25 protein-coding genes are annotated in these 24,389 nt (G+C 59.4%); 11 read left to right on the top strand and 14 right to left on the bottom strand.

The genetic code is table 11. The features are described 5' to 3' along the window. Positions 1-57: 57 nt before the first annotated feature. The 11 genes from EXQ56_12240 to EXQ56_12290 form a co-directional block, all read right to left on the bottom strand. On the bottom strand, positions 58-891 hold the full coding sequence (locus EXQ56_12240; protein ID MSO21199.1) for a hypothetical protein: 834 nt from the start codon (positions 889-891) through the stop codon (positions 58-60). Between the two features lie 74 nt (positions 892-965). Then, positions 966-1,391: a biopolymer transporter ExbD gene (locus tag EXQ56_12245; protein MSO21200.1), complete on the bottom strand. Its 426-nt coding sequence runs from the start codon at positions 1,389-1,391 to the stop codon at positions 966-968. Positions 1,392-1,527: 136 nt separating this feature from the next. Then, positions 1,528-1,965 carry a biopolymer transporter ExbD gene (locus EXQ56_12250; protein MSO21201.1) on the bottom strand — a complete coding sequence of 146 codons (438 nt, stop codon included), beginning with the start codon at positions 1,963-1,965 and terminating at the stop codon, positions 1,528-1,530. Further along, positions 1,965-2,603, bottom strand: a complete 639-nt coding sequence (locus EXQ56_12255; protein MSO21202.1) for a flagellar motor protein MotA — start codon at positions 2,601-2,603, stop codon at positions 1,965-1,967. Before EXQ56_12255 ends, EXQ56_12250 begins: the two co-directional genes overlap by 1 nt. Before the next feature lie 305 nt (positions 2,604-2,908). Then, complete coding sequence (locus EXQ56_12260; protein ID MSO21203.1) at positions 2,909-3,640, bottom strand: energy transducer TonB; 732 nt, start codon at positions 3,638-3,640, stop codon at positions 2,909-2,911. Between the two features lie 285 nt (positions 3,641-3,925). Then, the gene (secF, locus tag EXQ56_12265) at positions 3,926-5,167 is read right to left on the bottom strand and encodes a protein translocase subunit SecF (protein MSO21204.1); all 1,242 of its coding nucleotides are present in this window, start codon (positions 5,165-5,167) and stop codon (positions 3,926-3,928) included. A 121-nt stretch (positions 5,168-5,288) separates the two neighbouring features. After that, the gene (gene secD, locus EXQ56_12270) at positions 5,289-6,905 is read right to left on the bottom strand and encodes a protein translocase subunit SecD (protein ID MSO21205.1); all 1,617 of its coding nucleotides are present in this window, start codon (positions 6,903-6,905) and stop codon (positions 5,289-5,291) included. An 85-nt stretch (positions 6,906-6,990) separates the two neighbouring features. After that, a complete protein-coding gene (gene yajC / locus EXQ56_12275; GenBank protein MSO21206.1) occupies positions 6,991-7,308 on the bottom strand; it encodes a preprotein translocase subunit YajC in 318 nt (105 codons plus the stop codon). An 84-nt stretch (positions 7,309-7,392) separates the two neighbouring features. Then, positions 7,393-8,619 carry a tRNA guanosine(34) transglycosylase Tgt gene (locus EXQ56_12280; protein MSO21207.1) on the bottom strand — a complete coding sequence of 409 codons (1,227 nt, stop codon included), beginning with the start codon at positions 8,617-8,619 and terminating at the stop codon, positions 7,393-7,395. Next, positions 8,616-9,797 carry a glycosyltransferase family 1 protein gene (locus tag EXQ56_12285; protein MSO21208.1) on the bottom strand — a complete coding sequence of 394 codons (1,182 nt, stop codon included), beginning with the start codon at positions 9,795-9,797 and terminating at the stop codon, positions 8,616-8,618. Before EXQ56_12285 ends, EXQ56_12280 begins: the two co-directional genes overlap by 4 nt. A 141-nt stretch (positions 9,798-9,938) precedes the next feature. Next, positions 9,939-11,192 carry a serine hydroxymethyltransferase gene (locus tag EXQ56_12290; GenBank protein ID MSO21209.1) on the bottom strand — a complete coding sequence of 418 codons (1,254 nt, stop codon included), beginning with the start codon at positions 11,190-11,192 and terminating at the stop codon, positions 9,939-9,941. Between the two features lie 240 nt (positions 11,193-11,432). On the opposite strand from EXQ56_12290, the gene EXQ56_12295 reads away from it, so the two are divergent. The 6 genes from EXQ56_12295 to EXQ56_12320 all read left to right on the top strand — a co-directional run bounded on the left by EXQ56_12295 (position 11,433) and on the right by EXQ56_12320 (position 17,111). After that, positions 11,433-12,728, top strand: coding sequence for a hypothetical protein (locus EXQ56_12295; protein ID MSO21210.1), 1,296 nt, complete (start codon positions 11,433-11,435; stop codon positions 12,726-12,728). A 21-nt stretch (positions 12,729-12,749) separates the two neighbouring features. Beyond that, entirely contained in the window at positions 12,750-12,962 is a 213-nt protein-coding gene (locus EXQ56_12300; GenBank protein ID MSO21211.1) for a hypothetical protein, read from the top strand. 126 nt (positions 12,963-13,088) lie between these two features. Continuing rightward, positions 13,089-14,384 (top strand): hypothetical protein, encoded by a 1,296-nt coding sequence (locus EXQ56_12305; GenBank protein ID MSO21212.1) that lies wholly within the window; start codon positions 13,089-13,091, stop codon positions 14,382-14,384. Further along, positions 14,385-15,248, top strand: coding sequence for a hypothetical protein (locus EXQ56_12310; protein ID MSO21213.1), 864 nt, complete (start codon positions 14,385-14,387; stop codon positions 15,246-15,248). A gap of 10 nt (positions 15,249-15,258) precedes the next feature. After that, a complete protein-coding gene (locus EXQ56_12315) occupies positions 15,259-16,122 on the top strand; it encodes an alpha/beta fold hydrolase (GenBank protein MSO21214.1) in 864 nt (287 codons plus the stop codon). Positions 16,123-16,274: 152 nt separating this feature from the next. Next, positions 16,275-17,111, top strand: coding sequence for an MBL fold metallo-hydrolase (locus EXQ56_12320; protein MSO21215.1), 837 nt, complete (start codon positions 16,275-16,277; stop codon positions 17,109-17,111). An 85-nt stretch (positions 17,112-17,196) separates the two neighbouring features. Here the strand turns inward: EXQ56_12320 and lexA are convergent, their stop codons facing one another. After that, positions 17,197-17,877 carry a transcriptional repressor LexA gene (gene lexA, locus EXQ56_12325; GenBank protein MSO21216.1) on the bottom strand — a complete coding sequence of 227 codons (681 nt, stop codon included), beginning with the start codon at positions 17,875-17,877 and terminating at the stop codon, positions 17,197-17,199. Between the two features lie 359 nt (positions 17,878-18,236). On the opposite strand from lexA, the gene EXQ56_12330 reads away from it, so the two are divergent. Then, positions 18,237-18,779 carry a hypothetical protein gene (locus EXQ56_12330; protein ID MSO21217.1) on the top strand — a complete coding sequence of 181 codons (543 nt, stop codon included), beginning with the start codon at positions 18,237-18,239 and terminating at the stop codon, positions 18,777-18,779. 139 nt (positions 18,780-18,918) lie between these two features. Here the strand turns inward: EXQ56_12330 and EXQ56_12335 are convergent, their stop codons facing one another. Continuing rightward, positions 18,919-19,200 carry a Fis family transcriptional regulator gene (locus tag EXQ56_12335; protein ID MSO21218.1) on the bottom strand — a complete coding sequence of 94 codons (282 nt, stop codon included), beginning with the start codon at positions 19,198-19,200 and terminating at the stop codon, positions 18,919-18,921. Between the two features lie 247 nt (positions 19,201-19,447). On the opposite strand from EXQ56_12335, the gene EXQ56_12340 reads away from it, so the two are divergent. The 4 genes from EXQ56_12340 (at position 19,448) to EXQ56_12355 (ending at position 22,145) form a co-directional block, all read left to right on the top strand. Further along, the gene (locus tag EXQ56_12340; protein MSO21219.1) at positions 19,448-20,170 is read left to right on the top strand and encodes a cytochrome c biogenesis protein CcdA; all 723 of its coding nucleotides are present in this window, start codon (positions 19,448-19,450) and stop codon (positions 20,168-20,170) included. Positions 20,171-20,226: 56 nt separating this feature from the next. Further along, on the top strand, positions 20,227-20,973 hold the full coding sequence (locus tag EXQ56_12345) for a TlpA family protein disulfide reductase (protein ID MSO21220.1): 747 nt from the start codon (positions 20,227-20,229) through the stop codon (positions 20,971-20,973). Positions 20,974-20,981: 8 nt separating this feature from the next. After that, positions 20,982-21,488: a hypothetical protein gene (locus EXQ56_12350; GenBank protein MSO21221.1), complete on the top strand. Its 507-nt coding sequence runs from the start codon at positions 20,982-20,984 to the stop codon at positions 21,486-21,488. A 153-nt stretch (positions 21,489-21,641) separates the two neighbouring features. Next, positions 21,642-22,145: a hypothetical protein gene (locus EXQ56_12355; GenBank protein ID MSO21222.1), complete on the top strand. Its 504-nt coding sequence runs from the start codon at positions 21,642-21,644 to the stop codon at positions 22,143-22,145. A 23-nt stretch (positions 22,146-22,168) separates the two neighbouring features. Here EXQ56_12355 and EXQ56_12360 read toward each other — a convergent pair whose 3' ends face one another. Beyond that, positions 22,169-24,052 carry a hypothetical protein gene (locus EXQ56_12360; protein ID MSO21223.1) on the bottom strand — a complete coding sequence of 628 codons (1,884 nt, stop codon included), beginning with the start codon at positions 24,050-24,052 and terminating at the stop codon, positions 22,169-22,171. Positions 24,053-24,389: the final 337 nt, after the last annotated feature.

Below are 24,389 nucleotides of genomic sequence, written 5' to 3' on the forward strand. Positions count from 1 at the left end.
AAGCTCCAGGGTCAATTATAGATCGAAGAAAAGTCGATTGGGCTTGAGCCCGTAAGATTAACCGGTGGTAACCTGGCCAGGAGACTCTTCGGCGGCTTTCTTCTTCTTGATCTCCAGACTCTTGCCCACCCATTCATCGGCGGTCGTCAATAGCTGCTCGCGCTCGGCGGGCGAGTCCACCAAATCCGCTTTCTCGCGATACAGAAGATTCAGATAGGCCATGGCATCATCGTACCTTTCACGGTTAGCCATCGCTTTCTGGATCGCCTCCATCCCTTCCTCGATCAGGGGCATATTGACTTCCGCCAAAGCGGCCCTCTTCTTGGCATCCTTGATCGGCTCGTCGGCACGCAATTTCAATTCTCTCTTCAACTCCATGCGGGGCTGATAGGTCTGAGTCCAATTGATGACCCCAATGGAATAATACGCTTCGGCGTTGGTAGGCTCCACGGCAATCTGCTTTTTGTAAAACTCTTTGGCGTCATTTAACCGCCTCATCTGGAAGTAGATGCTGGCGATTCCGCTGATGCTGCCGATGCTCGTGGGATCTTGCTGTAAAACCTTCTGGAACTCCGCGACCGCCTGCTCTCCAATCTGCTTATTGGATTCCGAGTCCGCTCCGGGAACATATTGATTGGCGTAGGCGGTGGCCAGATAAAGCCGCGCGTTGAGCAATGTGGGGTCCAGATCAACGGCCGCCTTGAAGTGCTCTACAGCCACCTGGAATATCTGCGCCTTGAAGGCGGCTACCCCTTTGTTCAATTCGTCGCGAGCCTTAAGCTTTGAGCAGCCCGAGGCCAGCAACAGCGCAGCAATTGCCAGCATCGGGGCCAGCATCGCCGCTAATGAAAATTTTCGATTCTGTCGCTTCATTGGTATTCTCCGAAACATTTGTTCATGATCCCCGCGCCTGACCCGCAGCCAGAGGCGAAGTTTCCCAACCTATTTCAAATCCGGAACTACTGTCAATTGCCTTCTTCCATCTGCTGCGTGATCAGGCCAATCTTGTCGATGCCGGCGCCTTTGGCAATATCGATGACCTCGGCGACCTTGGCGAAAATAACCTCTTTATCCCCGCGGACAAACATGATGCGCTCGGCGCGGGTCTTAAAAATTTCCAGCAGCCGCGGTCCCAAATTATCTCTGGTGACATCGTCCTGGTTGATCTTCAGATTTCCCTGCTGGTCCACGGAGACGACCACGGTGCGATCGTCGGTATCCTGCTGCTTTTGCGGATTCGGGTTAGGCTGGGGCACCTGGGCATCCAAACCGTTGGGAATGCGCGGGCTGATGACCATGAAAATGATCAGCAGGACGAGTAGGATGTCGATCAAAGGAACGATATTGGGCTCGGATTTCGGCCCGTGGCCAGTTCCGACTGACATGCCCATAAACTACCTCCCGAAAACTGCGCCCGGCTCTGTCGAGCCGGGGAAAGGGTTGAATTCACGTCCGGCGGGCTCACCTAGATCGAAACCCGCCGTGGCGTGCAGGTGAAGGCCTCCGCCATTAACAAACATGGCGCCGTCAATAAACCTGTTTTGACATCCCGGGTTCCACCTTCTCGGTGATCAACCCCAGCTTTTCGACCCCCGCCGAGCGGATGGCGTCCACGGCGTTGACCACGGTTTCAAACTTGGCCCGCGCGTCGCTTTTGACGTACACAGTCTTTTCAACGCGATCGGCCATGGCCGCTTCCACATCCGAGGTCAAGTCCTCCACGCTCGTCTGGTCCGAGCCCATGAAGATGTTCCCATCGCGAGTGATGCCCACCAGAACTGCGTCTTCCTTGTCTGCATCAGGCAATTCGCGGTGGTTGGTGGTTTGCGTCAATTCCACGCTCACCCCCTTTTGCAGCATGGGCGTCACCACCATGAAGATGATGAGCAGAACCAGCATGATGTCCGCCATGGGGACCACATTGGGTTCCGAATTGACGCCGCTTAATGGTTTCTTGAAGGGCATTACTTCTTGCCCCCGGAGCGTTTCACGAAGTAGTCGATCAACTCGGAGGAAGAGTTATCCATCTCCACGTCGAGCGATTCGGTGAGCCCCGTAAAGTAGTTGTAAGCCCACACGGCCGGGATGGCCACAAACAGCCCGATGGCGGTGGCCACCAGGGCTTCTGAGATTCCGCCGGCGACCGCAGCCAAACCTGTGGCTTTGGACGAGGCGATACTCTTGAAGGCATTAATGATGCCGACCACGGTGCCGAACAGGCCGACGAAGGGGCCAGTGGAGCCGATGGTGGCCAGCGTGCCCAGTCCGCGCTTCATTTCAGCGTGAACGATGGCGGAGGCGCGCTCCAAAGCGCGGCGGGACGATTCAATTTCTTCGCCCGAGATAGCGCCCGCCTGATGAGCCTGGAACTCCTGCAGGCCGGCGGTTACCACCTTGGCCAGGTGCGATTTCTTGTGTCGCTCGGCGATGCGAATGGCTTCGTCAATCTTGCCTTCGCGCAGTGCGCCGGCCACCAGCGGAGCAAAGGTACGGGACTGCTTGCGGGCGCTGGAGAAAGCCATATAACGGTCAATCATCACACCCACCGACCAGGCTGACATGAGGAACAAAAGCACCACGACCACCTTGGCAAGAAGACCCATGGTGCGCCACATTCCCAACATGTCAAAGCTGACCGCTTCCTGGAAAAACCACATTCCGAGCAAATTCACATCCAACATCTTACTTTCTCCTCCTCAGGATCCTGTATAGACCCTGAATTTGATTCATAGTTTTTCTAAAATTCAGGTCCCAAGAACCTGGTTCCGAACTTGATTACCATTGCCTGCCGTTGCTGGTTTCCTGCTGCAAAAAACATTCCGCGGTGATCTTGTCTCTGGCATTGACAACGCTCACCAGCGGCCGGGCTCCTCCGTGAGAGCAGCGCGCGGATCGCTTACCCGCCCGCTTATCCCCCAAGAGTGAAATTCACATCAATGGACGTAATGACTTCCACTGGCACGCCATTGAGCATGGTCGGACGATAGCGCCAGTTGCGAACCGCATCCAAGGCCGATTGAATCAACAGCGGATGGCCGCTGACGACCTGCAACTCCTGGATGGTGCCGTCCTTGCCGATCACGCCTTCCAGCTTCACCGAGCCTTGAATGCGGGCCTGACGAGCCAAGGGAGGATAAACCGGGTTGGATTTATTGACCAACTGCGGAGGCTGCACTTGTCCGCCCACGCGAACCCGTTCCGGCGGCGGGGGCGGGGGGGGCGGCGGCGGCGCGGCGGCTCCACCAATCATGCCCAGAATGTCTGTCCCAGAGCCATAAAAACCGCTGGCAATGCCGCCTTCCACGCCAGCCATTTGATCCTGCGGTGGCAGCGGATCTTCCTTGACGATCGCCACTTGCTTGGGGATGGCAATGGGCTGCACAAACTCTTGCCGCCGCATGAGACGCGCCACGACTTTAATGGTTGCCGCAGTGGGCGGAGGAGGCGGCGGCGGGGGCGGCGGGGGCGGCGCCATCAGGAATGACATCACCTGCATCCGGGGTAGCGCCTCGTTGTAAATCAATGGGATGAGCACCAGGACAGCGACGATAGTCGTCTCCATAATAAAGGAGATCACTAGCGAGGCAGGCTTCTTTTTATTAGTCTTGATCGCTAAGTCGAGGAGCGATTGTTCAAACATTTCTCACAACTCCTAAATTATCTCCTGCCACCGGCAACCAAACGGCGCGATCCGTTCGAGCCAGGTACAGGGAATCGCTGGAATGCAGACAACAAGCTCTATAATTCTCTTACGTCCGAAGCCGGGGGAGAATGCAACCGCCGCCAGCTAATTCAAGGAGCCGTTGCTCCCCACTACAACTTACACATCCCTACAGAAGGGTCCGAGCATAAACTACTTTTTCGCCAGTGGCAAGAAAAATAACACATCGTCCGGAAAAATAATTTTTGCCCAACGCAACGGCGCTCAGGCCTTTGCCCCAGCGCCAATCTTCGCACGCTTCCCCGCGCCTCTTACCCGCTCGGCAGCCATTCCGCCGCGTCCACCGCTGACTCGAACATAATCCAGCCAACTCACCACAAAGGGAGCCGCCACTGAGAACGACGAATAGGTGCCCACCAAAATTCCCACGACCAGAGTGAAGGCGAATCCGCGCAGCACATCTCCGCCGAACAAGTAGAGGGAGAGCACGGAGAGGAACGTCAATCCGCTGGTAAGGATGGTGCGGCTCATAGTCTGATTGATGCTGCGGTTGGCCATGGGGGCCAAGGGCTCTCGGCGATTCAGTCGGAGATTCTCGCGAATGCGGTCAAAGATGACGATGGTATCGTTCACCGAGTATCCCACCAGAGTTAATAGCGCGGCGATCACGGTGAGCGAAATTTCGTAATCAAATATCGACAGGAACCCGATGGCGATAATCACATCATGGAAAGTCGCGAGCACCGCTGCCACGCCGTAGACCAACTCGAAGCGGAAAGCGATGTAAACGAGCATCGCGAGCAGGCCCAGCAGCGTGGCGTTCAACGCCTGCATCCGTAGCGCCGCACCGACTTTGGGTCCGACGATCTCCACGTTGCGCACCGCGTAAGGCTCCACCTGGAATTCCTGCTCCAAGGCATCGATAACTGCCTCTGATGCTCCCTCAACGCCTCGCAAATCGCCGACAGCGGCAATCATGCCATTGCGTGGCGGGGCGTCGCGAAACGCCACGATTCTCTGTGCCAGACCAGCCGACTGCGCTGTAATCTGTTCCGGAGTCGCGCCCCCGACGGCCAACGCGGGCGACTGCGCCAGCACTTGGGCAATCGAATTAGTGCCAATCTCGTTGAAGTTGGACTTGCTTCCAGTAACATTAAATTCTTGCTGCAACGCTTTCACAATAGCCTGGCGTCCCGCATCCAACTGGTTGTCTGTAGCCTGCATGTCCAGTGAGACCAGCAGTTCGTTGTCAGCTACTTCGCCAATCTGCTGCAGCGTGGGCTCACCGAGCCCCTGCGCCACCAGGACATCACGCAGCCGGTTCAGCGGCGGTGCATCTTTGAACTTAAGGGATACCTGGGTGCCGCCGCGGAAGTCGATCCCGTAGCGCGGCCCGCCCTTAATCACCAGCGAGACGATTCCGGCAAGGCTGATCAAAATGGAGCCTGTTACAAAGATCCATTTCTTGCTGATCCAGTCAATTTGTAAGTTCTTGAATAATTCCATTGGTAACTTTGTAACTCCAGGCGGCCGGCCCGCCTATCTTCTCAATTTACTTTGACACTAGCGAGAGAACTTTGTTCCCTTTTGATTCCATGCGTGCATGCATCCGCGCAGTTTGCCAAAATCAGATGCTCAGAGTGGCATTGCGACCGGAGCGGGACACCACATAATCAAACAGCACGCGCGACACAAAAACACCGCTGAACAAGTTCGCTCCCAAACCCAGTGTCAGCGTAACGGCGAATCCCTTGACGGGTCCCGAGCCGAACAAGAACAGGAAAAATGCCGCAATAATGGTAGTGGCGTGCGTGTCCACAATCGTAATCCAGGCCTTGCTGAAACCTGTCTGCAGAGCCGACACAGCGGTCTTGCCCTCGCGCAACTCTTCCCGAATGCGCTCGAAGACCAACACGTTGGTGTCCACAGCCATGCCGATGGTCAGAATAATTCCCGCGATGCCGGGCAGCGTCAGCGTGGCATGGATGTAACCCATGGCGGCCATCAGCAGCACCAGGTTAATGAACAGCGCGACCACCGCATTCACCCCGGAAACCTTATAGTAGAACAGCATGAATACGGTGATGGCCAGAAAGCCCACCAGCGAAGCCACGACGCCAGCTCGAATGGAGTCGGCTCCCAGCGAGGGACCCACCGTGCGCTCTTCCAGATATTCCATGGAGGCCGGCAATGCGCCGGCGCGCAGCACCAAAGCCAGATCGTTCGCGCGCTGCTGCGTAAAGCGGCCCGTGATGCGTCCCGAGTCGGAGATGCGGGCCTGAATGGTGGCCACCGTCTGGATGCGCTTATCGAGCACCACGGCGAGCAGGTTGCCAATGTTCGATTCTGTAAATGCACCGAAGCGGCGAGCGCCATCCGAAGTGAGAATGAAGGATACTTCAGGGCGGTTATTTTCATCCTTACTGGGTTGCGCATCGCGCAATTCGCGCCCCGTAACCGCTGGTGATTTGGTCAATATGTACCACTGGCGAACGGGCGCGGCGGTAGCGGTCTCCGGCGCCTCGACCGACTCCGCCACTTCGGTTCCGGGAGGCAGCACTCCGCCGGATGAACCCAGCGCATCCTGGCGCGTCGGGAACGGCCCGCCTTCCACCTTCTTGATCTCCAGTAGCGCCGTCGTCTGCAAAATTTCCTTCACGCGCTGCGGATCGTCTACGCCGGGCAACTGAATCAGAATTTCGTAGGTACCCTGCCCGCGCTCCTGAATGGTGGGCTCGGAGACGCCCAGACTGTCAATGCGATTGCGGATGGTCTCCACGCTCTGGGTTACGGCGCGCTGGCGCAGGTCGCCCAATATCGACGCGCGGATGACCATCTTGTATCCGCCGGCCTCCGGGGTCAGTAGCCAATTCAACTCGGTCTCTTCCACGGCCTGGCGGAATGCGGAGGTCTGCTCGTCGGGAACGCCTTCGATGCGAATCCCGCCATCATCCATCAATTGCAGGGCATCGACGCGGAGCATGGAGGCGAAAGAAATTTGGCGGGAGTTCAGGGTCTGCTTCAAACGCTCAATGGTAAGGTCCGCCTCGCCGTTGACCGCGTCGTTGACCATCACCTGCATCACCAGGTGCGTGCCGCCTTTGAGATCCAGTCCCAACGGGATGCGCTTTTCGACATTCGTGCGCAACTGCCCCACGCTGGTTGGCAGGCCAACGATTCCAATGATGCTGACCACCAATACGGCCAGCGTTATCAGCGCTCTTCTGCCCAGACTTGCGTTCATGCCCTGCCCTTCTCCGGTCCCTCATGCATCCACTTGCAACTGCCAATTTCAAAAGACGAATGTCGTCTTTCGCCGCCATTAAACTTTATGGAGTTTCCTGCTCGGGATTCTCCAGCGCCGTAATCGCGCCACGCTGCACTTCCAGCTTCACCGCGTCCGGCGGCACTCGCAGCACAACATATTCATCCCGCAAACCAACAATCGTACCATGAACTCCGCCCACCGTGACCACTCGATCACCATTCTTTAAATTCGCCAGCAACTCGGCCAATTTTTTCTGGCGTTTCTGATTGGGCAGAAACAGTAGAAAGTAGAACACCAGCAGGATGGCAATGTAGGGGAGAAACTGAATGAGCGCGACGCCCCCCGACGCGGCCTGAAATAAAAAGTTTGCGAAATACAAAATGGTTGACTCTCTTCCAGATAACTTTTCAGCAAATTTTCGGACAGAACTCCGGCTTTAAATTCCACAACACAAACCGATAAATTATGGAGCTTCCCCTTGAACGCGAGGGGTGAAATCGGACAGGAATCGGTCAAACTCTCCAGACGCAATAGTTTCCCGAATCCGGCGCATGGTGTCAAGGTAAAAAAAGAGATTATGGTAACTGTTCAGCGCGCGACCCAGCATTTCTCCCGAGATAAACAGGTGCCGCAGATAGGCGCGCGAGTAGCGGCGGCAGACTAGGCACGCGCAGGATTCATCGAGCGGACGCGGGTCGCGCGTGAAGCGTGCCTGCCGTATGTGCACTCTCCCTTGCGAAGTAAACAGATACCCATTGCGACCATTCCGTGTGGGCAACACGCAGTCCATCATGTCGATGCCCAGCGCGACATATTGTGGCAGCTCTTCCGGCAACCCTACGCCCATCACGTAGCGCGGCTTGTTGTGCGGAAGAAACTGCGCGGCCTCGGCGGCAAGGTCGTAGGTGATGGGGCGCGACTCTCCCACCGAGAGTCCACCGATAGCGAAGCCGTCCAAGCCTTTCCCCTCGTGTTCCATCTGCACCAGCGCCCGCGCGCAGTCGCGCCGCAGCTCGGGATGGGTGCCGCCCTGCACGATGCCGAATAGCGCGCCGATCTGCACGGCGTCGGGCGGTGATAGAAGTCGCAGCGCCTGCAACGCCTGCTGACTGCGCGCCGCCCAGCGCAGCGTCAACTCCATGGACTTGCGCGCCACCACTTCAGTAGCGGGAAATTCCGTGCACTCATCCAGCACCATGGCCACGTCGGAGCCCAGCTTCCACTGAATCTCCACCGCGCGCTCCGGTGTCAGCTCATGTTTCGAGCCATTCAGATGCGAACGAAACTCCACACCCTGCTCGCGCACCTTGCGCAGGTGGCTCAAGCTGTAGACCTGGAAGCCGCCGCTGTCGGTGAGGATGGCGCGAGGCCAGCTCATGAAGCGATGCAGTCCGCCGAGTTCGCGGATGACTTCTTCGCCGGGTCGCAGAAACAGATGATAGGTATTGCCAAGAATAATCTGCGCGCCCAAGCCTTCGAGATCAGCTTGCGTGAGTCCCTTCACCGTAGCCAGCGTGCCCACCGGCATGAAGACGGGCGTCTCCACCACGCCGTGCGGCGTCTGGAGCAGGCCGCGGCGTGCGCGTGTCCTGGTATCTTGATGCGTAACGGAGAATTTTATTTGGCCCGGCAGCGTCAAGCCGGAAGAGGTTTCGATCGGGGAGGAGGCCAACGGCGACAATTCGCTCATGCCGCCGCCCCGGCATAGATCTCCAGCACCTGATCGACGGAGCGATCCCAACTGAAGCGCTGTATCTGCTGGTGTCCGCGTGCGCGCAATTGAGCGCGCAGAGCTTCGTCCGTCAGCGCGCGCTGAATGCCACGGGCAATATCGAACACGTTCTCCGGATGCACCGTTACCGCGGCATCGCCCACCACCTCCGGCAGCGACGACACGTTGGAGGTAACCACCGGCGTCCCCATCGACATGGCCTCCAGCGGCGGCAGGCCAAACCCTTCATGCAACGAGGGGAACACGAACACCTCGGCCGATTGATAGAAGATGCGCAGGATTTCCTGCGGCAGGAAGCCCAGGAAGCGCACGTTTGTTTGCATGCGCGTGCGCAGGACCGTGTGGCGCAGCTCGGGATGCTCGCTCAACTCATCGCCGATGATCAGCAGCTTGAGATTCTGATAAGTAGGGTGCGCCAGCAACTCGCCCTTCACCACCGCGAAGGCTTCGATCAGCCGAGGAAGATTCTTCTGTGGCCGCGCGCTGCCCACATAAAGGAGAAACGGATCTTGCACGCCGTAGCGTTCCTGCACTAGCCGAATCTCCTCCCGCCGAGCCTGCCCGCCCGTGCCGTTGCCCATGTCGTCCGAGATTGTTCCGGACAAATTTCCAGACAGGCGCCCGGCCAGCAGGAATCGCTCGTCCAGCGCATTGGCGATCACCGAAATTTTCTCCCCAGGGACCGCAAAAAGATTTTCGATATCGCGTTGCGTGGCGCTGGAAACCGCCAGGATTCTTCGCGCATTCATCATCGTGCGGCGGGTCATTTGCACGCGCAACCGCTGTCGCCAACCGGTCTGGCTGGTGTATAGAAAATCGGCGAGATCATGAACGGTCATCAAGTAAGGGCAGGGCGACAACAACACCGGTTGCAGGTAAGGGATGTGCAGCAGGTCGATCCAGGATGAGCGGATAAGCTGGTGCAGTTGCATCGCTCGCCACAGCCGCCCGCTACCGTTCCAGTGCAGCACGCGAAAATTACCTGGCAGCGGGAGCAGATTCTCCGCCGACTTCTGATCGCCCAGCAGAAAGTAGTCGTTCTGCGACCCCCGCGCCGCGAGCTTCTGCACCAGATTGCGGATGTAGGTGCCTACGCCGAAATCTTCGATGCGCCGAATATCGATAGCAATTCTCATCAGCGCCTCATGAGCGGGCCAGTGTGAAAGTGCCGTGTCTGACAGAGCCGCGACCGTCAGGGAGCGGGGGTTGGTTTCGTTGCGAAGTTCAACCCCCGCTCCTTCACGGCCGCGGCACTGTCACAACATCAGAAAAAAACTCTAGCCGCGTCGCCAGCCGTAGAGCGGAAATTGATTGGCCAGCGCCAGCACATTCTTCTGCACCGCGGCCAGCGCGGCGTCGTCCTTGGTGTTGCGCAGCGCCTCGGCGATGTACGCGCCGACTTTCTTCATCTCCGCTTCCTTCATGCCGCGAGTGGTAAGCGCCTGGCTGCCCACGCGGATGCCGCTCGGGTTGAACGGCGTGTTGGTGTCAAACGGAATGGTGCTGCGGCTAATGGTGATGTTGGCGCAATGCAGCGCCGTCTCGGCTTCCTTGCCGCGCAGCCCGCCTTGCGAAAACACATCGACTACCATCAGGTGCGTGTCGGTGCCGTTCGAGACCACGTGGAAACCTTCCTTCATCAATACGTCAGCCAGTGCGCGCGCGTTGGCCACCACCTGACGACCGTACTCCTTGAACTCCGGCGTCAACGCTTCCAGGAAGCACACCGCCTTGGCCGCCATCACATGCACCAGCGGCCCGCCCTGCATTCCGGGGAAGACCACCTTGTCAACGGCCTGCGCATACTGCGCTTTGCACAGGATCATCCCGGAGCGCGGCCCACGCAGCGTCTTGTGCGTGGTGGAAGTAACCACGTCGGCGTGCGGCACCGGACTCGGATGGACCCCCGCGGCGACCAGCCCCGCGAAGTGCGCCATGTCCACCATCAAGAGCGCGCCCACTTTGTCGCAGATGGCCCTCATGCGCGGAAAATCCATCTCCCGCGCGTACGCGCTGCCGCCGGCGACAATCAACTTGGGCTTCTTCTCAACCGCCAGCGCTTCCAGCGCGTCGTAGTCGATCGTCTCCGTCTCCTTGCTTACTCCGTAGGGAACGACGTTGTAAACCTTCCCCGAAAAATTCACTGGGCTGCCGTGCGTCAGATGCCCGCCATGCGCCAGGTTCATGCCGAGGATGGTGTCGCCAGGATTGATCAACGCAGAGTATGCGGCCATGTTGGCCTGACTGCCCGCGTGCGGCTGCACGTTGGCGTGCTCGGCGCCGAAGAGTTGCTTGGCGCGCTCAATGGCCAGCGTCTCCACCGCGTCGGCGTACTCACATCCGCCGTAGTAGCGCTTGCCGGGATAGCCCTCGGCATACTTATTGGTGAACACCGAACCGGTGGCTTCCAGCACGGCCTCCGAAACAAAATTTTCGCTGGCGATTAATTCGAGATGCTCATGTTGACGCATTTGCTCGCTGCGAATCGCTTCGGCCACCGCCGGATCATGCTCTGCCAGTTTCTGCGACATCCATCCCGTTGCCATCACTGTACTCACCGGTCTTTCCCCCCGTCTTAGCGCATGTCTAATCGATGCGAGAACTCATCATTATACAGCAAGCGGCCACGCGTGACAGTGCCGCGCGGCGCCGTCACGCGCAGGATGAAAAGAACTGCGGTAAATGGCAGGCAGTTGGGCGTATAATTTGGCTGGCTGCGGTCAAGCCAGGTTCATTGATCATCCTACTTTCACGATCTTGCGGAGGTTTTTATGCGTCTCATCAATTCGCAGTCATTCCGCGGGATGCCAATTGCAGGAATCTTCCTGCTTGCGCTCGCTACGATTTTTGGTTTCCCCGCGACGCGGACGGCGTCCGCGCAAACAACCGTATATGAGGGAGCACGACTCATCGCAGGCGACGGCGGCGCGCCCATCGATGACTCCGCCTTCGTCGTGCAGAATGGCCGCATCACCGCCGTCGGCCGGCGCGGGCAGGTGAATGCTCCCGCTAACGCGGCGCGCGTGAATCTCGCCGGCAAGACGGTGATGCCGGCGATCATTGACACCCACAAGCATCTCGCCGTAACCCGCGACGCGCTCGTCGATCAGTTGCAGCGCTTCGCCTACTACGGCATCGGCGTGGCCACCAGTCTCGGGCAGGATGCCGCCGACGTGGTGTTCCAAGTGCGGGCGGAAAATATCCCCAACGCCGCGCGCTACCGCACTGCCGGGCGCGGCATCACTACGCCGGAGCCGGGCCGTTCGGACGTGCCTTACTGGATCAAGAGTGAGGAGGAAGGCCGCCAGGCCGTGCGCGAGCAGGCCGCCAAGAAAGTGGACCTCATCAAAGTTTGGGTGGACGACCGCAACGGCCAGTACAAGCCGCTCGGCCCCGAGATGTTCGCCGCGGTCATCGACGAAGCCCACAAGAGCAAGCTGCGCGTTACAGCGCATCTCTACGCGCTGAACGATGCCAAGGCCCTGCTCCGCGCGGGTATTGACGCCTTCGCGCACAGCATCCGCGACAAAGTCGTGGACGACGAATATATCCAGATGATTAAAGCGCGGCCCAACGTGGTACTGGTTCCCAACATGGCCGATCGCGGCGTCCCGCAGGACATGACCTGGCTGAAGGATTCCCTGCCCGCCGCCGAGTGGGAGAAGTTGCAGGCGGATTCGTCCAAAGAAAATCCTGAGTCAGCCAAGACCTACGCCATTCAAGCGAGTAATCTGGCCAAGCTCAACTCGGCGGGCATGAAGATTGTGGTCGGCACCGACGGCGGAGTCCCCTGGGCCGCGCACGTCGAGATGGCCGATATGGTGAAGGCCGGCATGACGCCCGCGCAAGTCATCGTCGCCGCCACGCGCAACGGCGCCGCGCTGCTGCAAATCCCCGATGCCGGCACGATTGAATCAGGCAAGTCCGCCGACTTCCTGGTGCTGGACGCCGACCCGCTTACCGACATCACCAACACGCGCCGTATCTCCAGCGTCTATCTGCGCGGCGCGCAAGTAGACCGCGCCGCCCTGCGCACTAAGTGGATGGCCCCCAAGCCCGCGCAGTAATTCGGAGAAGGCAGAGAAGAAATGCGCAGCACAGCAGGAAATACGCCGAGCCATATTACCCAGGCGAGCGGCAACATCTTTACGGCCCTGGGGTTTCCGCCGGAGGTGGCGCTGGCGCTCAAGTTCAAAGCCAAAAATCTCGCTTCGATTCTGGCGGAAGTGAAGAGAAAGAAGTACACACAATCGGCGCTTGTCCAAAAACTCGACAAGCATCAGCCGGCTATCAGTAATTAGCTGCGCGGGAGAATTTCCCAGATGAGCATCGAAAAGTTGCTCATCTACGCGGATCGCCTGGGGCTGGCGCTGGACATTCATAAATCGCGCGGCCGACGCCGGGCGTCGTAGAATCAGGAGGAGAAAATGCTCAAACAACTCGTTCCAGCAAGAATTTCGTTGCGTGCGGTGGCGGGCATGGTGCTCGCGGCGGCTCTGTGGATGATGGCCCGCCATTGGCCCGACTTGGTCGTAACGCAGGCCGAGGCCCAGCAATCCGCGCGAACGGCCGAGCGGCGCACATTGATTATTGACCGCGCGCCCGCGCGCAGCATCGCCGACCCCAACCCCGTGTTCCGCGCCATCGCCATTGATATCGAGCATGGCGAGGTGTTCATGGCCAACGACAAGGAGTCGGCCGACACCAGTGTCCTCGTTTATCCATCGCAGTTCACGCCCACCGACCGCATCATGGAGCCGCGCCGCCGCATCTCCGGCCCCAAGGCCGACCTGGGCATGATCTGCGGCGTGGCCATCTCCGCGCAGCATGGCGAGCTGTATTCCGTGCAGGGCGAGAGCGGCACCATCAACGTATTTTCGCTGGGCGCCAACGGCAATGTAACGCCGCTGCGCCAGCTTGATGGCGTCACGCCGCGCTCCACCGCCGGCATCTATCTGGACGCCAAGAATGACGAGCTATTCATCACCACCGAACACGTCAACCGCATCAGCGCCTTCCCGCGCGTCTTCAAGGAAGATGAGGAAGCCAAGCGCTACATACAGGGACCGAAGACCATGCTGGCTGATCCGCACGGCATCTACGTGGACAGCGACTCCGATGAGATATATGTAACCAACCACGGCAACTGGCGCGAGACCGTGCCCGGTGAGGGCGAGCGTCGCGGGCCGGACAGCCTCACGCGCTCGGCGCTCGGCTACACCGAGCCGGGCCGCGTCCTGCCGCTGGGGCCATCCACCGGGAAATTCATGCTGCCCGCCATCACCATCTACGCGCGCATGGGTCAAGGCGATGTCGCGCCGGTGCGCATCATCCAAGGGTCGAAGACACTCTTAAACCTCCCAGACGGAATCACTCGTGATCCAGTGAGTGGCGAGTTAGTTGTTGCCAACACCGGAGACGACTCACTCCTGTTCTTTGAGCGTAACGCTGACGGTAACGTCGCGCCCACCCGAGTACTGAAAGGATTAAAGACCCGCATGAAGGGACCCGTAGGAGTTACTATTGATCCCAAGAACAATGAGTTATGGGTAGTCAGTTGGGACAATCACATCGCCGCCGTTTTTCCGCGTACCGCGCAAGGCAACATCGCGCCGAAGCGCGTGATTCGCACCGCAGCCGATAACGCGCCAATGGCCAGCATGGGCCGCATCGGCGCGGTGGCCTATGACGCCAAGCGCAATGAGATACTGGCGCCCAACTGAGTGAGTCAACCAAGAATCTCGGTCTACGCCGGTTCGGCGGATGGCAACTCGGTTCCCACCAGAATCATTCAGGGTGAGAAGACATTACAGGCGCGCACCAGTCACTACATCGCCATTGACTCACTTCGCGATGAGTTAGTCGTACCCAACCCGTTTGCACAGGCCATTCTATTTTTTAAAGGCGGCGCCAATGGCAATCAGCCGCCGCTGCGAGTGATTCAAGGTCCCAAGACACTCCTGAGTGCCCCCGACAACGTGGCCGTGGACGCGACTCACAAGGAGATATACGTCGCGCAGTTCACCACTGACTCGATCCTGGTTTTCCGCAATACGGACAATGGTGACGTCGCGCCCATCCGCATCCTGCGCGGCCCCAAGACCTTGCTCGACAGGCCCATCCGCGTAGAGGTGGACCCCATCAACAATGTGATGGCCGTGGTCAATGACCATCAGATACTGGTCTTCGACCGCTCCGCTCAGGGCGACGTCGCGCCGAAGTGGATTCTCTCGGGACCAAAGTCGGGCGTGGGCACCAGCATCGGCACGCGCGACGTGAAGCTCTACCCGCAAGGCAAAAAGATCATCGCCGGCGGCCTGATCCGCGAGACGGGCGCGGGAGCAATGGCGGAGGAAAGCGCTCCGCGCAATGCCGGCTTCGGTTATCGCGGCCAGCGCTTCATTGGCGCGTGGAACTACGGCGACACCGGCGACGTGGCCCCTGTCGTGGCACTGAACAACACGCCGATCAGCAAGATTCCCGGGAGCCGGCTGGCCATCAACCCCGCCGCGCAGGAATTGATAGTGGGTGGCGACGGAGTCGTCTTCATTTACAAGCTGCCGGAGATGTTCGAAGCTGCAAAGTAGGTCTGTCTAGATGAATCACACACGAGGCAAGGCGTTAATGGCTAACAAAATTTCCGGATGCGCCAACGCGCGCGACGGCGCGGCGATTCAATACACGGTGCATGGCGATCCCGGATCGGGGCTGCCGCGACTGGCGCTAGTGCATACGCTGGGACTCGGCGAGTTCGTTTGGGACGGCGTCGTCGAGCGGCTGACCGACCGTGCGGTGGTGCTCACTTACGATTGCCGCGGCCACGGAGCATCATCAAAACTCGGCAAACTGCCGGCGAAAATGCCGGCCCCTTATAGCGTCGAACAGTTTGGGCATGATCTGGAAGATTTACTGAGCCACGTGGGCTGGACCAAGGCGCACGTAGCGGGAGCCTCGATGGGCGGATGCGTCGCCTTGCAGATCGCTATCTCCCGCCCGGATTTGGTGCAGAGCCTCGGACTGGTTGACACCACCGCGTGGTTCGGCGCAAACGCGCCGGAAGCGTGGGAGAGCCGCGCCAAGCAGGCTGAGGAAAAAGGCATGGCCTCGCTGGTCGAGTTTCAGCGCGCGCGCTGGTTCACGGAAACTTTCCAGGCCGAGCGCGCGGACACCGTGGCGCGCTCGCTCGCCGCGTTTGTGGCCAATGACGTTCAGTCGTTCGCCGCGTCATGCCGCATGTTGGGTGCGGTCGATCTGCGCTCCCAGCTCCCGGCTCTGCGCCTGCCAGCCGGCGTGATTGTCGGCGAGAACGACGGCGCCACTCCTCCCGATATGTCGCGCGAGATGGCGCGGCTGATTCCCGGCGCGACGCTGGAAATCATCCCGCAGGCGCGGCATCTATCGTTCATTGAATGCCCCGAAATCACCGCCGACCTTCTCGCGCGCCTTATCGCGCGGTGGTAGCCTTCCGACGTTTTTTTTACCACAGAGGACGCAGAGGTACACAGAGATTGGGGGGGTAGGAATTCGGAATCTGGAATCAGGATTGCGGTTCCACACCCGACACCCAACACCCCACGCACCAGAATTTCCTGACTTCTGTCTTACAATCATTCATGGGCGAGATTCAGTTTTACAAGAAATTTGAGTTTGAGTATGCGGTGATGGAAACCGTGTCGCCGATGATCCGCCGGATCGTCGCGCGCAACCCTGGACCATTCACCGGCCCCGGCACGGGCACCTATGTGATCGGACGCGGCAACGTGGCCATCATCGATCCCGGCCCGTCGATGACCAGTCACGTCGAGGCGATACTACACGCGCTGCGCGGCGAGACCATCGACAAAATTCTCATCACCCATTCGCATCCCGACCATTACCCCGCGGCGGACCCCGTGCAACGCGCGAGTGGCGCGAAGATATATGGCGCCTGGGGCGACGTGTCACTCAAGGACGGCGACACCATCGAAGGCCCCGGCTGGCACTTCACCGCCATCGCCACGCCCGGCCACACCTCCGACCATCTCTCGTTCGCTTATGAGGAGGAGAACGTTCTCTTCTCTGGGGATCATGTGATGGGCTGGTCGACCAGCGTGATTCTCGGAGGAGAAGGGAGCCTCGGCGAATACATGCAGTCGCTCGACAAGGTGCTGGCGCGTGTGGAGGCGAAAAAAGACCACCTCTATCTTCCCACGCACGGCGCACCGGTAACCGATCCACAAACGCATGTGCGCGCATTCATTGATCACCGTAATGCGCGCAGTGCCGCCATCGTCGAGCGTCTACGCCAAAGCGACGCCAACGTCTCGGAGATTGTGCGCGCCGTGTATCCGGGATTGTCGCCGTCTTTGCAGTGGGGCGCCGGAGCGACCATGGAGGCGCATTTACAGCATCTGATGGAAGAGGGCGTGGTGGAACGCGTCGGCAGCAAATATCACCTGCGCCGCCGGTGACAGAGCCGCGACCGGGAGGGAGCGGGGGTTGGTTTTCTCCACCGTGAAAGCAACCCCCGCTCCCTCCCGGTCGCGGCTCTGTAAATCAATATCGTCGCAGCACGCCGACCACGCGACCCTGTACAACCACATCGGCGGCGGCGACCATAATAGGCTGCATCGCGGAGTTGGCCGGCTGCAGGCGGATGCGCCCGTCGCGCTCGTGATACAGCCGCTTCAGCGTGTTCTCCGTGCCGCCCACCAAAGCCACTGCAATCTCGCCGTCGCGCACCTCGCGGGTCTTCTCGACCATCACGTAGTCGCCATCCATGATGTGGTCCTCGATCATCGACTCGCCCTTCACCTGCAACACATACACATCCTTGCTGCCGGCGATGTCGGAGAGCGAAATGGTCTCGGGCTGCTCAGGCGCTTCAATCGGCTGACCAGCGGCGATGCGCCCCGCCATCGGTAGCGTGAACTCCGCGCCGGATGACGTGGCGCGCGACATGTCTAAACGGTCCGATGGAACCGGGTTGCCCACCTGTGCTTTCAACTGGCGCTGCTCCTGAATGTAGCGCGGCCCCGGCTCAAGCGAGCGGCTCTGATTGGGCCCGCGGCGCAGCCAGCCCTTCTTCTCGAGCGACTCGACATGCTTATGCACGGTGGCAATCGAGCTAAGCCCCAGCCCCTCGGCAATCTCGACAAAGCTGGGACAATACCCATTGTCTCGCGTAAACGCCACCACCAAATCCACCACCTGCCTCTGCCGCCTGGTCAACACCATAGCCCGTTTCTCCCCGTCCGCCATCGCAGATTTAACGCGAGGCATGTTTGCCTCACGTTCGCCCCACATTATAGGAGAATAAAAGGCGAATGTCCAGCAGAATTTTCCGTGGTTGTGCGCTTGACGCAAGGGGCGAAAATGCATAGTCTTGCGGCATGGGCGAGTATATCAAAGACATACTCTGGCGTGCTCTGGACAAGACTCTCGGCTCGTATGGCCAGTCACGGGAAACGCTTTCGGTCACAATTCTGGCATTTTTGGTGCCCGCTATCGCGTTTTGGTGCCGAACACGGTATCGGGACGGCGGCTGGAAGGCAATTGTGAGGCTCCCAGTGGGTGTTGTACGGCGAGTCAAGGATATGGCCCTATCTGCGGCCATTGGGATGATTCTACTGTCAGTGATATTCTTCGTCAACATCCTGCGGTCTGGATACGACAGAGAGACGGAATTACTTGCATCGACTAAACAGCTTCGTTCACAACCAAATTCTTCATATAGTAGCCAGCGCATCCCCGAGATTCCCATTAGCCAATCGTTCGGAGGATCATTAGAGAAGTTCAACAATTCGATTGGGAAAGATGATTGGGCTGTGCCTTTGGGTACTGACAATGTTGTACTGGATTGGGATGCGGTCAGGGAATATGACGCTGTCGCCGACATTACAGTACGAACGTATACCGGCAATTACGGCATGCAGCCAGAACTAAAAACGTCGGTGCGCCTCAAAATGGTTCCCGAAGGAACAATTATCGAGACGCGAGACATTGCAAATAGAGATGGTATTCGGCGATTTGCATTGCCGAGAATGGTAGGACGCAAACAGTATCAGCTAGAAATAAAGCTCTATCCAGAAATGCAGGCTAGTGTTGCTGGGCAAATAGTTTTTACTCGGCACCAATAAGTAAGCAGGTCAACCCCGTTCGGGGTTGATTCTGTTTATTCGCATCGTAACCGTATGTTTCACCTACGGCTATTCACGGTGCTGCCCTCCGGGCAACTGGCACACAAGAACCTCACCTGGGGAAAATATACAACCCGACTCATCCTACCAACTCGATCAGGACGCGGCGGCCCACCATAGCGGCGGCCCGCTGGAGGCTGGAGAGCGTGATGTCGTTTTCCGGATCGAGCAACCGGTCCACCTGCGTGCGGCTCGTTTTGAGCAGCATCGCCCGACGCGCCTTGGACATTTTCTTTTTCTTCATGGCTGCGGCGAGTTGCCACGCGACAACCTCTTTGATGGCCTGCGCCTGAGCTTCTTCAAAAATTCCTTCCTTGCGAAGAAAGTCATCGATGCTGGAACCCATATTCTTTTTGCTCATTGTTCCAACTCCTCGCGCAGCTGAGCGTACCTTATGCGGTGCATCCGCGCAAGCCTTCGATGCCCTTGAATCCGACGCTAAGGTTTACGGTGAGCAGGTCAGCGACGGGTTGTGTCCGCCCTTCGAAACATTTTGCGGCGTTCTCTGCCCTGGCTAATCTATAATGGCTGGGAGTGGCTATCCGGGCGTGTATGCCCGTCGGGCCGACGATGTCGGCGTGGCCCTGGCCACTATTTAGGTCTATTAAATGGAAGGTGTTTCTATACTGGCGGCGTTCACGGCGGGAGTGATCTCCTTCCTGTCGCCGTGCGTGTTGCCGCTGGTGCCGGGATATATCTCGCTGCTGTCGGGCGTGTCGCGCGATGAGCTGATCGCAGGCGACAACTCGGCGGTGCTGCGCAAGGTGCTGCTGCACTCCGTTTTTTTCATATTAGGATTTTCGATTGTTTTCGTCGCGCTGGGGGCGTCGGCGAGCTGGGTGGGCCAGATGCTGACGGCCTACAAGGTGATCCTCTACCGCATTGGCGGGTTGGTCATCATCGTCTTTGGTCTGCATATGACTGGGCTGCTGAAGATCGCGGCGCTCTATCAAGACAAGCGTTTTCACAACGCCGGCAAAGGAGCCACGCCGCTCGGCGCGCTGGTGATCGGGATGGCCTTCGCCTTCGGCTGGACGCCGTGCCTCGGTCCGATTCTCGGCGCGATCCTCACCGTTGCCGCCAGTCAGGAGACGGTAACCGCGGGAATTATTCTGCTGGCCGTCTATTCGCTCGGCCTGGGTGTGCCGTTTCTGATGACCAGCCTCGGCGTCAACCGCTTTCTAAAGTTCTATCAGAGATTCCGCGTTCATATGCACCGCATGGAAGTCGCCGCGGGCATCATCATGATCATCCTCGGCTTCATGATTATGACCAATCAATTCACGCGGCTCGCGGGATACCTCTCGTTTTTGAACCTCTTCGTGTTGTAAAATCTTCCTAGCGAAAGCGCACCACAACATCAGTAATAGCACAGGGGACAAGCACGATGGATGAGATGCAAGCCGAGCAGCAACAGCCTACTGAATCGCCCACACAGGCGCCCGCCGCCGCGCCATCGGCGGACGTCGCGCAGCAATCCAAGGACGACAAACTCAGCCGTAATCTGCTGGTCGCCGGACTGGCCATCGTGGCCATCGCTCTCGCCTTCCATCTGCTGTCGCCGCAACCCACCGCCGGCGGCAAAACCTCCAGCACGGCCAGCGGGACAAATGCGGCAGGCGATGCCCGGCCGCTCACACCGATGGCCGTGCCCTCCATCCGCGGCAAGGTCGCCCCGGCGATCACGCTGAAAGACCTCGTCGGCAAACCCGTTTCGCTCGCTGATTTCAATGGCAAGGTGGTGCTGGTCAACTTCTGGGCCACGTGGTGTCAGCCCTGTCTGCTGGAGATTCCCTGGTTCATCGACTTCCAGAAAAAGTACGGAAAAGATGGCTTCCAGGTTCTGGCCATTTCGCTCGACGAGGAGGGTCCCAAGATCGTGAAGCCCTACGTCGATAAGCACGACATGGATGTTCTGTCGGTGGTGATGGGCGAGGAAAAAACGCCCAACGAATTTGGCGGATTGCTGGGCCTGCCCACCACTTTCATGGTGGATCGCGACGGTAAATACTACTCGAAACATCAGGGACTGGTGGGCAAAGACGAAATCGAGGAGGAGATTCTGATACTGCTCGGCCAGCCCGCGCAGCAAGCCAGCGCGGTCGCGGCAGCCTCCTCCGGCACGCGCCCGTAAGACATTCCATGAATACTCTACCCACACGAGTTTTTCTGCTGGCTATTCTGGCCGCAGCGTTGCCGTTATATGCGCAATCTCCCGGCGCGACGGCCCGCGCCGCGCTGGAGCCTGCCTTGGAGACCGCCAAGAGCTGGCACGCCGACGCCGTGCTCACCAACGTCAGCGCCATCGGCGTGGCCCCGGACGGCACCGCGGAAGCCTGGGACTACATCTTCTACTCGCCCTCCACCAATAGCTACGGCCGACTGACCGCGAAGATGATCGTCGGTGGTACATTTGCCATCAAGAAAGTTTCGAGAGGCCCCACAGGAGCGGTGGCCGAAAACTTCATCGACAGCCAACTCGCCCTGGCCACGGCGCGCTGGAATGGGCTGAACCTGAGGTCCGCCATCATGGGGCTCACCAGCAAGGGCTGGGCCGTATACGCTGGCTTGAGACGCGGAGACGCCATCGTATGGATTGACGCCAAAACCGGCGCGTACCTCCGTACCGAAGCCATTCCCAAGAATTAGGCTGTTCACATCGCCGCCCAGACAACGCAGTCGTCATCCATAGCTCCGCGAGTCACTCTTCTGTCTCCCGACTGCTGACTCCTGTCTTCCACTCTTCATTTTGCTAGAATAGGTGACAGCAGTCCGCGAATCGTTTTTCTGGAGGTGCCCGCCATGCTGACTCGGAGAATTTCGCTCTATCTCCTGATGACCGTTCTGGCCGCCGGACTCGGCTCGGCACAGATGCGCTCGACCAAGCCCACCGCGCGCGCGCACCTCGACAAAGTATCGGAGACCGCCAAGGCCTGGGCCGCCGACGCCGCGCTGATCTCGGTCAACTCGAATCAGGTGAATGAGGATGGCAGCGCGCCCGCATGGACCTATACGTTCTATTCGCGGCGCAAGACCAAGTGGAATCTGATTACCGCCAAGGGGCGGGAGATTACCAATTTTGAAGTGGCGCAAGGTTCTGACAAGCCCATCAAGGAGCTGTTCGCCGATAGCGATATTGTGATTTCAGAGGCAGCATTGAATGGACTGAAGGGCAAGAGCCCGCGCATGAATCTGTCCAGCGCCGGCTGGATCGTGCGCGGCGGCGACGACCCCGGCGACGCCATCATCACCATCAACCCCACCTCCGGCGCCTTCGTCAAGAAGTCCGCCGTGCCGCGGAATTGATGGCGACCAGCCCACGCGCCAACCTATTCGGCGACAAACTCGAACGATCCCCAGCGGAGGCTCTGCGGCGTCTCCGGCAGATCGGTGTAGTAGATTGACTTGGATTTCCTGACCGGCACGGTCTGGACCAGCTTCGCTTCATTGCCTCCGGCCACCAGCCAGACGATGCGCGTACCGCGCGGCAGGGGAATCCGCACCGTCTCGCCTCCCGTATATTGCCGAACGATGTTGGACCCTTCCCACAGCCGTGCCTTGGTGGTAATGGCGGTGGGATCGCCGCGCTCCTCCAGCACCATCACACGGTCCTGCGGATAGTAGTACGCCACCTTGCGCCACGCCGGCGTGGCATCGCGCGTCCACACAATCAGCAGAGGGCGCCCCAGCTCGCGCTGGTCGCGCAACTTGAGTTGGGCAATCTCGCGCAGCGCCGTGCTGGTGATCTCATCCACCAAGCGCACGCGCGCGTAGGAGGTCTCATAGGTCCCCATCAGCAGCGGATCGGAGAGCCCGCGCAGACGGCCCAGGCCGAGGTCCATGGGCGGCTCCGGCGGCCGGTAGAAATTGAAGAAGAACAGGATGTTGAGAACCAGCGCGGGAAACACCAGCGGCCCGGGAACCCGGTATCGGTAAGGATCGGCGGCAGACGGCCCAGCCGGGGCAGGGCGCGGCAGCAGGAAGAAGGCGGCCAGCGCGAATGACGCATGCAACGCCAGCACGCCCGGCTGCAGAAATTCCGGCAGACCCCACAGCGGATATCCCAGCGAGAAGAACAGCCAGACCGCGATGCCGCGATCCATTAGCCAGCGCCACCAGCGCGGAATTCGCTGCTCGGCCATCACCAGGCCCGCCGCGCCCAACAGGCACAGCGCCGGCACGGAAACGAGTATGTGATCGGGATCGGCCGCGTGTACGATCAAATCAAAGCCCAGCGAGGGCAGGAACCAGATGGCCAGAAAATAGAGCATGGTTTTCCACTCCGGCCACTCCGCGCGACGACGCCACAGGCCCGGCAGCGTCCACACCCAGCCGAGCGCGCCCATGCCCGTCCAGAGCATGACGCGGCCCGCCATACGCCGCCATCCGCCACTCGCCACCGTTGTCGCATCAATCAGCGCGGAGGTCTGGTAAAGCTGCTCATAGATGTAGGTGGAATATGCGGTGAACAACCGCTGCGGCCCGCCGACGTCAATCACCAACACCATCACCCACGCCAGCGTCCCAGCCGCCAGCGGCCACAGGCCGCGCCGCAACACGCGCAGTCCGCCCAGGCGCCAGCCTACAAACAACCAGAGCGGAAACAAGCGCAGTTCCACCACGGGTCGGAACCCTCCCGCCAGCCCCAGCACCAGAGAAGCGATCAGGAAAAGCTTTTCTCCACTCATCGTTTCCGGCTGGCCCGTCGGGCCCGACGTGCCCGGCGGGGCTTGGTCCGGCGAATCATTATTCAGGGTGGGCTTCAGGGCGCGCCAGAGCAGATATGCCATCAGGCAGGAGAACAGCGCCGAGTGCAGACGCAGCGACGAAGTCAGCCCGCCGTACCAAAATGGCGGATTCACCACCAGCAGCGCCGCGGCCACCAATCCGACACTGGTCGAGAACATCGTCGCGCCCAGCAGGTACATCACGCCCAACGTGAGCGTGGCAACGATGAGTTGCAGCACGATGAAGGTCTGCTCAGGACTATTGATGAGCAGCAGGTTCACCAGCCGCGCCTCGCCCACAAAAAATGGATAGCCCGGCGGCTGCGGCTGATTGCGAAGAGGATCAAAATCATCGAGGGCCAGCGCCAGATTCACGGAGTCAAACGAGTAGAGCTGCTCCGGCATCAGCGGCAGCCGGGTCATCAGCACCACGAGCAGCGCAACAAAGAAGATCGCCAGCACCCGTTGGCGGGAGAGAATCGGCATATCGCCTAACTATCCACCCCGCGCCCAGTCCCACCTGGCGCGTTCTCGTAGTTGGATTTAACTGTGGAGGATTGTACCACGCCGGTTCAGAAGACCGGAAGCGCGCGACAGCGCTGGGTAGTCCCAGAGCCGCGCCGAGCAGTGACAGTGCCGCGCCATGCCGTTACCGAGCCGCGACCGGAAGGGAGCGGTGGGTGGCCCGTCCCCATGCGCGCTATCGAGGAAAGACTTGAATTGCAGAAATGGAATCGGCGGGAGATTCCGCGTGATATACTCTGCACTTTGATCACCAGACTAGGGAATAGCGTCAGAACAAGTCTCGGGAATGAATCGAATT

The sequence above is a fragment of the Acidobacteriota bacterium genome, from assembly GCA_009691245.1.
Classification (GTDB): domain Bacteria; phylum Acidobacteriota; class Terriglobia; order 2-12-FULL-54-10; family 2-12-FULL-54-10; genus SHUM01.